This window comes from Lysinibacillus sphaericus OT4b.31, from assembly GCF_000392615.1.
GTDB lineage: Bacteria > Bacillota > Bacilli > Bacillales_A > Planococcaceae > Lysinibacillus > Lysinibacillus sphaericus_B.
In genome coordinates, this window is record NZ_KB933398.1 from 2,424,074 (window position 1) to 2,432,865 (window position 8,792).

Below are 8,792 nucleotides of genomic sequence, written 5' to 3' on the forward strand. Positions count from 1 at the left end.
GTAAATTTGTAATTAAAATGGGCTAGCAATTTGCTAGCTCTTTTTCATAGGGAGAGAGATTGGTGAACGCATTTCGTAATAATATTCCTGAAAAAACATTTGCAACACTCAATGCCAATGGAGAATTTGCACGTCTAGCCGTGAGTCCTGGTATGATTAATAAACACTATACGCCAGCCCAATTTCAAAAAATTGCGGAAGTTGTTGGTGAGGGTGGGGCCATTAAATATTCTGCATCGTACAGTATCCTTTTATCTGTACCTACGAATGGTGTGGAGCAAGCGATTAAGACATTACAACAAGCTGGCTTGTATATAGCAAAACAAGGTTCAATTGTTGCGATGAAGGCCTGTGATTTTTGCGATGGCGATAAAATGGAGGCCGCTGCGATTACAGAACAATTATACATTGCATTGGAAGGTTTAGAAGTTCCGAAAAGGTTACGATTAAATGTCAACGGTTGTGCATCCGCCTGCTATAATGCGATATATGATGATATTGGACTTGTTTATCAGAAGGACAGCTTTGACATCTATTTAGGTGCAGTTCCAATGGGTGTTCATGCACAAGCGGGTACATTATTTGCCAAACGTGTGTCGATTCAACATATAGAAGTCTTGCTTCATCAAATTATCACCCTATATAAAGACTATGCGCGTCCAGAAGAGCCGTTTTATAAATTTTACCGTAGAACAAATACCGCTGCATTTTGGCAACATCTAAAAAACGAGTGACTCGAAAAGAGCCACCCGTTTTTTTAGTTTAGTTTTTGAATAAAAACAACCTTTAAATAATTGAACTCAGGAAATTCACGAGGTACGCGGAAGTCCTTTGGTAGGCCGAATTCTTCAACAATTTTATAGCGAGTATTTGTTTCCTTGAATGCTTGGTCAATAAAACCTCTAAACTTTTTTATGCCAAAGCTTGCGTTATTCGTTGACGCCACTATAATGCCATTTTTCTCTGTAATGTCGATTGCATCCATTAATAATTTAGGATAGTCCTTGGCAGTTGAAAACGTTATTTGCTTTGTACGTGCAAAGCTAGGTGGATCTAAAACAACAAGGTCAAATTTTAAATGATGTCGCTGTGCATATTTGAAATATTGAAATACATCCATTACTTTAATGTCTTGTGCTTCGTAGTCAATGTTATTGACACTAAATTGCTCTATTGTTTTCGCTAAACTACGCTTGGCTACGTCTACACTTGTCGTTTTCATTGCTCTACCAAGAGCTGCTGCAACTGAGAACGCTCCTGTATAAGAGAATGTATTCAACATATTTTTATGTTGAGAATAGCGCTCGTGAATAGCAAGTCGCACTTCACGTTGATCAAGGAAAATACCTGTCATCGCACCATCGTTCAAATTAACAGCGTAGTTCATGCCATTTTCCTTCACAATGATTGGAAATTCGCCGGGTGTACCCATCACGAAATCGTCTTGTTCGATATATTGCCCTTTGCTATCAAAACGCTTCTTCTCATAAATGGCTTTATAGTTTACTGTCTCTGCAAGTGCCTCGTAGACCGCTTCTTTAAATGAATAGATGCCTGCACTATACCAACTCACCATATAATAGCCTTCAAAGAAGTCAATCGTTAGTCCACCAATACCATCACCTTCCCCATTGAAGACCCGGAAGGCTGTAGTATGACCATTGTTAAAGAAAGCTTCACGATTTTGAATGGCTTTTTTTATTTTTTTAGCAAAAAATGCTTTATCGATTTCTTCATCTGCATCGGGCGTTAACATCCAGCCGATACCTTTATTTTGTACACCATAATAACCTGTACCAATAAAGCGGTTATGGATATCCAGTAGTCGCAGTAGGGCGCCTTCCTCTTGTGGCAGTTTCCGTACGTCGACCGCATCTTTTGAAATTAGCGGATAGCCCTTTTTTAATGATGCGGCAAATTGATTGTTAATTTGTAATGCAATAGTTTGTGTCATGTTGTCATCCTTTAAAAACATTTTGCTCTATTATCTCATTGTTTGGTAGGGTTAACAAACTTATTTCACAAATGCGGCGATTTTTTCAACAGTATCAAGGGTAGCTTCTTCGAAAAACTCCATTTTGCTAAAATAGCTATGGATGAGTCCAGACATGTGTACATGTTCGACAATCACACCTGCATCGGCCAGTTTTTGTGCGTAGGCAAGGCCTTCATCATAGAGTACATCTGCTTCCGCTGCTATAATGATTGTCTTTGGTAAGACACTAACATGTTCAAGAAGCAATGGTGAAACAAGTGGATTTGTATAGTTATCTACATCTGTATAATGACTAGCAAACCATTCCATACCTTGTTTGTCTAAACCAAAGTGTTCACCATAAGTTGTGTAGGAAGGGGTAGTGAAATCGACATTTGTGACAGGATAAATAAGTGCCTGTGCAGCAATTTTAGGCCCGTTTAAAATGGCAGCTAAATAGGCCACGACCGTCGCTAAGTTGCCACCCGCACTATCTCCAGCAACTGAGAGACGCGATGCCTCTCCACCAAAACTTGCTATGTTTTCATATACCCAAAGTAAGCCATCATAAGCATCGAGAAGCGGTGTTGGGAAGTGGTATTCAGGAGCTAATCGGTAATCTACTGACACGACGATTGCCTGCGCTTTTTCAGCAAGTAACTGACAACCTGCATCAGCCGACTCTAAATCACCAAATACCCAGCCACCACCGTGGTAATACACGATAACAGGTAATGTTTCGTTATGAACAGGTGTATAAATACGTGCATTAATTTTTGCTCCATCACGCACAAGTATTTTTTTATTGACAATCGATGCAAGTTGCGGAACGCGAGTAGATTGCCATTTAGGAACGGCTCGCATTGCTCTTGCTTCTTGAGGGGTTGCTTCATAATAATGTGCATTCGAATTAGTTGCATGTATATAACGTACAGCTTCATTCGTTAACCAGGTCATGTTCATCAGTCCTTTATATTTACGTTTATAATCTTATTATAAACTATTCATATAATTTTACTAGGATTTAATATTGAAAAACAAAATAATTTTATTAATGAGCAGAAATATTCCGATTGTAAAGCAAAAATATGTTTATAATATAATGAACTAGTTAACTAGGAGGGACAAAATGATTTCTTTAATTGTAGCACATGATGAAAAGTACGTAATTGGTTATGAAAACGGCATGCCGTGGCATCTCCCCGGAGATTTACAATACTTTAAAGAAAAAACGATGGGCAAGCCAATGATTATGGGACGTAAAACATTTGAATCCATTGGTAGAGCGCTTCCGGGACGCCGCAATATTGTCATTACTCGTGATGAAAGCTACCATGCTGATGGTATTGAAACAGTAACGAGTTTAGAGGCGGCTCTTGCCCTTGCAGGAGATGTCCCAGAAATTATGATAATTGGTGGTGAACAAATATTCCGTATATCAATGCCAATTACAGATCGAATATACATTACAAAAATTAATCATGCGTTTAATGGGGATACATTCTTCCCAAAATATGAAGAGGACTTTATTGAAGTTTCGGCACAAGAACCTGAGACTGCACCAGAGGGCTATACTTTTCAATATCAAATTTTTGAACGAAAATCTCAAAATCGTTAAATCACTCGTTTACAGCCAGTCGGTTATAATGAAGGTGCACGGTGTCTGCTAACACCGTGCTTTTACTATAGGTAAAAATAGATACAGGCATACATGGAACCACATCCTGCTAGAACAAAGAGGTGCCAGATTGTATGGTTGTAGGGAAGAGAGCGCCATGCATAAAAAATCGCACCAATTGTATAAAAAAGACCACCAGCTAATAGCAGTGAAAAACCAGGATTCCCTAAGTAAATATAAACGGGTTTAATGGCAAAAATAATGAGCCAGCCCATACCAATGTAAAAGAGTAGAGAAAGAATTTCAAAGCGATTGATAAAAAAGCATTTAAAGAGTACGCCAACAATGGCAAGTGTCCAAATTATGCAAAGTAACGTAACGCCCATTGCTCCGCCAACCGCAAGTAATAGAAAGGGTGTATAGGTCCCTGCAATTAAAATATAAATAGAGGAATGGTCGAGGATGGCAAAAAAGCGTTTGTATTTTTCAGGCATGCTATGAAGCAGTGTCGACATTAAAAACAAGATGATGACGGAGGTGCCGAATACACTGAAGGTTACAATATGCATCGCACTGCCATGTTGTACACCTGCTAAAATCAGGACAATAAGTGCTGGAATACTGGCTATAAAACCAACGCCGTGTGTAATGGCATTCCAAAGCTCTTCCTTCCACGTTTTATAGTCAAATGAATTCATCATTTAAAACACTTCCTTTCGTTACTTTTACTATACCCCGATAGCTTACATTCGACTATTTACATTTGTCATATCTTTCATGTCAAAAGTGTCATACGGATTTTCTGCCACTTTTAGAGGTATTTATTAGACAAATTCAGTAAAAAAAAGCTATAGTATCAAAGGTAAAGTCCACGAAAAAGACTAGGAATTGACATGTCAAATGACAAATGTCATGTTTACATATGGAAACATTAGTCTATATAATTAATTTTAATGAAGTAAAAGGATGTGTCAAAGTGGGACGAATTCATATTGTAACGGACTCAACTTGTGATTTAACTAAAGAAGAGGTAGCACAACACGGTATACATATTGTGCCGTTAACGATCCAAATTGATGGTAAAACGTATATAGACGGTGTAGATTTAGAGCCACAACCCTTTTTAGGCTTAATGAAGGAAGCGGAAAATTTACCAAAAAGTTCACAGCCTGCACCAGGGAAATTTAAAGAGTTATATGATGAACTCGGTAAAGATGGTGACCAAATCATTTCAATTCATATGACAGGTGGCATGAGTGGTACTGTAGAGTCTGCTCGACAAGCTGCTCAAATGACTGATGCAGATGTCACAGTTATCGATTCACGATTCATCGCCGTTGGACTTGCTATTCAGTTAAGAGAAGCAATAAAAATTCGTGATGCGGGTGCTACAGTTGAACAAATCGTCGCACGCCTAGACCAAGTACGTGAAAACACTCATTTATACGTAATTGTTGATACGCTCGAAAACCTTATTAAAGGTGGACGTATTGGTAAAGGTACGGGCTTTATCGGTTCACTGCTCAATATTAAAGTCATTGCGAACTTAGAGGGTGGGGCATACAACCCGGTGTCAAAAGTACGTAGTCACAAACAAGTCGTTAACTTCCTATTTAAGCAATTCCAAGCGGATACTGCTGGTAAAACAGTGAAGGCTGTTGGGATTTCCCATGCTGATGGGTTGACAACTATGGGAGGACCTTTAAAAGAATTAGTAGAAAGTACTGGCTTTGATGAGGTAGAGATTGCCTTTACATCACCAATTATCTCTACACATACAGGTCCGGGTGCGATTGGATTTATTTATTTTTCAGAATAATAATCAAGAGCTGCTACATAAATAATTGTAGTGGCTTTTTATTTACTTACAATAGGCGTTTTAGTACTGCCACAATTGAGGGGATTTGGGTCCTTAGCAGATCTAGATAAATATAACGCATTTTTTCCCCCTTGGTGGTGGTCTGCCTTCTTTGGCAGATGTATGCTATGCGAAAAATAGCCATGACGTTGAGATCTAAAGATGGATTAAAAACAGTGCAAGTGAAATGCATTAGGTTAATTTATTTATAAAGTGAAGTATAGTCACTTTTCATTGCAGCGTGAACTATCTATAATAGTAGTAACAGTAAAAGATGGAAGGTGGTCAAATGGACATCTGGCGAGTAATTTTGTCATGTTTGATCGTCTTAGTACTAAGTGGTTGTGCTATTTCAATAGATGAACCGAATCCGCAGGCTGAACCAGAAAGTGATCAGGCAGCGACGGAGCAAGATATGAGACAGGATGAGCAACAAACAGAAGACGAGGGTAAATCCTCTAGTAATATGTTGACGCAAATTTTTGAACATTTTTTTGAACCTTCACCAGAGGATTTACGGCAAATTGATGATGAAAACGCGGAGCAACTACATTACCTGGCACTAGGAGATTCTTTAACGGATGGTGTTGGTGATGAGTATAGTCAAGACGGTTATGTTGGAAGATTAGCAGACTCACTGCTCACTTGGCCTTCGATTTCAGAAGTTGAGGTTGATAATCGAGGAAAAAGGGGAAGACGTAGTGATCAGCTATTAAAATTAGTGAAAAAAGGGCATTATGATGAAGAGTTACAACAAGCACAACTCATTTCATTGACAATGGGTGGAAACGATGTAATGAAAGTTGTTAAACAGGATCTATTTAATCTGAAACGCGATGCTTTTGATGCTGAATTACAGGCCTATGAAAAACGCTATAGTAAAATTATTGATGGTATTCGTGCAAAAAACCCAACAGTACCACTATTACTAATTGGCTTTTATAATCCATTCTCTATCGTCACAAATGAGGCCAATGAATTTGATACAATTATTACTGAATGGAATAATGTGATTGAAAGGGTAGCTAGTAAGGATACAAATGCATGCTATGTATCAGTGGAAGATTTATTTGATTCGAATGAAGAACTCGTTTATCATACGGATTTCTTTCACCCTAATGCAAAAGGTTACGATAAAATGACAGAGCGAATTTTAGAAGCAATGGGGCAATGCGGAATGGAAAAGAAGATTAACAAGGAAATAGGCTTCGAGGAGTGACAAAATGAATAAATGGAAATTCGCATTTTTCGCATTAGCAGGAACGGTGCTTTTTGCGATCCTCCTCGTCGTTTATTTAGCTACGAAACCAGTAGATGGAGTAAATTTAGCGAAGAGTTCAGAAAGTGAAGAAGTAAAAGGCAATGTACTAGTCGTTCAAACAACAACGAAGGAATTTGAATCGATATCGAAAAAGTATTTAAAGGATACAGCCAAGGGTTCGCCATTACCGATTGATTTCACAATAGGTGATGACATTCAACTTAAGAGTAAATTGACGGTCTTTTATACTGAAATTCCAATTACCATGAATTTTGAACCGATTGTGGATAAGAAAGGCAATATTATATTAAAGCAAACGGAGATGAATGTCGGCCTATTGAATATTCCACCGGAGACCACGATGAAAATAATGCGTGATTCGGTGGAATTCCCTTCATGGATTACTGTGGATCCGAATAGAGCAGAAATTTACATTGATTTATCACGTGTAAATATTGCTTCAGGATCTCGTGTGCGCGCGAAGGAACTAGACTTACCAAACGATAAAATTTTATTGGAAATTATCGTTCCTGGTCAATAAGGAGTGAGAAGAAATGGCAATACAATATGCAACGTTTGCGGGTGGCTGTTTTTGGTGCATGGTCAAGCCATTCGATGAGACACCTGGCATAGAATCCGTGATTTCTGGCTACACAGGAGGCCATGTTGAAAATCCAACATATGAACAAGTGTGCTCTGAAACGACAGGTCATGTGGAAGCTGTTCAAATTATGTTCGATGATGAGCTCTATTCGTACGAGCAATTACTGTCAACATTCTGGACATTAATCGATCCTACTGATGCTGGAGGACAATTTTATGATCGAGGTCAATCTTACACAACTGCGATTTTTTATCATGATGAAGAACAAAGTGAACTGGCAGAACGCTCAAAGGCTGATTTAGCGGCATCAGGAAAATTTAACAAGCCGATTACCGTGAGAATTTTACCTGCAAGTACGTTTTATGCAGCCGAAGATTACCATCAATATTATTATAAGAAAAATCCAATGCACTATGAACGCTATGCAGTCGGCTCAGGTCGCGAAGCGTTTCAGGCGCTACACTGGGGGCACAATAAATGAGCAAAGAACAGCGATTAAAAGAGTTAACAGATATGCAATACTATGTCACGCAGGAAAATGGGACAGAACCACCATTTCGTAATGAATATGACCAGCACTTTGTAGATGGTATTTATGTCGATATCGTTTCAGGTAAGCCGTTGTTTAGCTCATTCGATAAGTTTGACGCAGGTTGTGGCTGGCCAGCATTTGCTAAACCAATTATCATTGAAGAAGTAATTGAGCATTTTGATACGACACATGGCATGCGTCGTGTAGAAGTGCGTAGCAAAGAGGCTAACTCGCATTTAGGACATGTCTTCCCAGATGGACCAGCTGAGCTTGGGGGCTTACGTTATTGCATTAACTCTGCGGCTCTTCGTTTTATCCCAAAAGAAAATTTAGAAAAAGAAGGCTATGCTGAATATATTTCATTGTTTAAATAAGAACGTAAAAACGCCTAGTACCCACCGTGCTAGGCGTTTTCAGTCTTTTTTCTTCTCTTAATAGAAGTATATATGGAGCCGTTGATTTCCGCTACGGCGGACGCTTTTCGCGGGCCTGACTTCAGTCTCCTCGTCGCTACGCTCCTGTGGGGCCTTTTCGCTCATGCTATTCCCGCAGAAGTCGCCGCCTACGCTCCAATCAACTAGTGTACGTCTATAAAAAATTGAGGTGATGGGTAGGATGACGAACACGAGATCAATTACATACTGACAATTGACTAAATGGTGACTGAAGACCATTTGGTACGCATATTGGAAGTGGCTATTGATTTTAATTTTAAGGCTCATCGAAAAATTATTGAACGTCCTATGTGGGCGCATCATGTGGAAGAAGCCGATTATTTACGTCATCAAAGTGACATGAAACAAATCTATGCACGTCGACGCCTAGTACACACTGTGCTAGGCGTTTAGACAAATTCAAAAAATGGATTTTGTTTACAGTTTTTTCATTTTAGAAGAAATAGTAAGAAATCGTTGCTTTCCGTTCCAGGCACTCCCTTTCCTCAG

At 39.0% G+C, this 8,792-nt stretch carries 11 protein-coding genes; 8 read left to right on the plus strand and 3 right to left on the minus strand.

Annotated elements, in window-relative coordinates; all coding sequences use genetic code 11:
• Positions 1-62: 62 nt before the first annotated feature.
• A complete protein-coding gene (locus tag H131_RS11105; protein WP_010859230.1) occupies positions 63-734 on the plus strand; it encodes an NAD(P)/FAD-dependent oxidoreductase in 672 nt (223 codons plus the stop codon).
• 23 nt (positions 735-757) lie between these two features.
• Here the strand turns inward: H131_RS11105 and H131_RS11110 are convergent, their stop codons facing one another.
• Both H131_RS11110 and H131_RS11115 read right to left on the minus strand, forming a co-directional pair.
• Entirely contained in the window at positions 758-1,954 is a 1,197-nt protein-coding gene (locus H131_RS11110) for a class I SAM-dependent rRNA methyltransferase (RefSeq protein ID WP_010859231.1), read from the minus strand.
• Positions 1,955-2,014: 60 nt separating this feature from the next.
• A complete protein-coding gene (locus H131_RS11115; protein WP_010859232.1) occupies positions 2,015-2,932 on the minus strand; it encodes an alpha/beta hydrolase in 918 nt (305 codons plus the stop codon).
• 172 nt (positions 2,933-3,104) lie between these two features.
• Here H131_RS11115 and H131_RS11120 point away from each other — a divergent pair, with 172 nt between their 5' ends.
• Positions 3,105-3,593 carry a dihydrofolate reductase gene (locus H131_RS11120; RefSeq protein WP_010859233.1) on the plus strand — a complete coding sequence of 163 codons (489 nt, stop codon included), beginning with the start codon at positions 3,105-3,107 and terminating at the stop codon, positions 3,591-3,593.
• A gap of 65 nt (positions 3,594-3,658) precedes the next feature.
• Here H131_RS11120 and trhA read toward each other — a convergent pair whose 3' ends face one another.
• The gene (gene trhA, locus H131_RS11125) at positions 3,659-4,294 is read right to left on the minus strand and encodes a PAQR family membrane homeostasis protein TrhA (RefSeq protein WP_010859234.1); all 636 of its coding nucleotides are present in this window, start codon (positions 4,292-4,294) and stop codon (positions 3,659-3,661) included.
• Between the two features lie 275 nt (positions 4,295-4,569).
• On the opposite strand from trhA, the gene H131_RS11130 reads away from it, so the two are divergent.
• The 6 genes from H131_RS11130 to H131_RS24390 all read left to right on the plus strand — a co-directional run bounded on the left by H131_RS11130 (position 4,570) and on the right by H131_RS24390 (position 8,696).
• Positions 4,570-5,412 (plus strand): DegV family protein, encoded by an 843-nt coding sequence (locus tag H131_RS11130; protein ID WP_010859235.1) that lies wholly within the window; start codon positions 4,570-4,572, stop codon positions 5,410-5,412.
• Between the two features lie 328 nt (positions 5,413-5,740).
• On the plus strand, positions 5,741-6,670 hold the full coding sequence (locus H131_RS11135; RefSeq protein ID WP_230491841.1) for a GDSL-type esterase/lipase family protein: 930 nt from the start codon (positions 5,741-5,743) through the stop codon (positions 6,668-6,670).
• Positions 6,671-6,674: 4 nt separating this feature from the next.
• Positions 6,675-7,253 (plus strand): YpmS family protein, encoded by a 579-nt coding sequence (locus tag H131_RS11140; RefSeq protein ID WP_010859237.1) that lies wholly within the window; start codon positions 6,675-6,677, stop codon positions 7,251-7,253.
• 13 nt (positions 7,254-7,266) lie between these two features.
• Positions 7,267-7,797: a peptide-methionine (S)-S-oxide reductase MsrA gene (msrA, locus tag H131_RS11145; RefSeq protein ID WP_010859238.1), complete on the plus strand. Its 531-nt coding sequence runs from the start codon at positions 7,267-7,269 to the stop codon at positions 7,795-7,797.
• Positions 7,794-8,222, plus strand: coding sequence for a peptide-methionine (R)-S-oxide reductase MsrB (gene msrB / locus H131_RS11150; protein WP_010859239.1), 429 nt, complete (start codon positions 7,794-7,796; stop codon positions 8,220-8,222). Before msrA ends, msrB begins: the two co-directional genes overlap by 4 nt.
• A 300-nt stretch (positions 8,223-8,522) precedes the next feature.
• Entirely contained in the window at positions 8,523-8,696 is a 174-nt protein-coding gene (locus H131_RS24390; protein WP_010859240.1) for a hypothetical protein, read from the plus strand.
• Positions 8,697-8,792 lie beyond the last annotated feature (96 nt).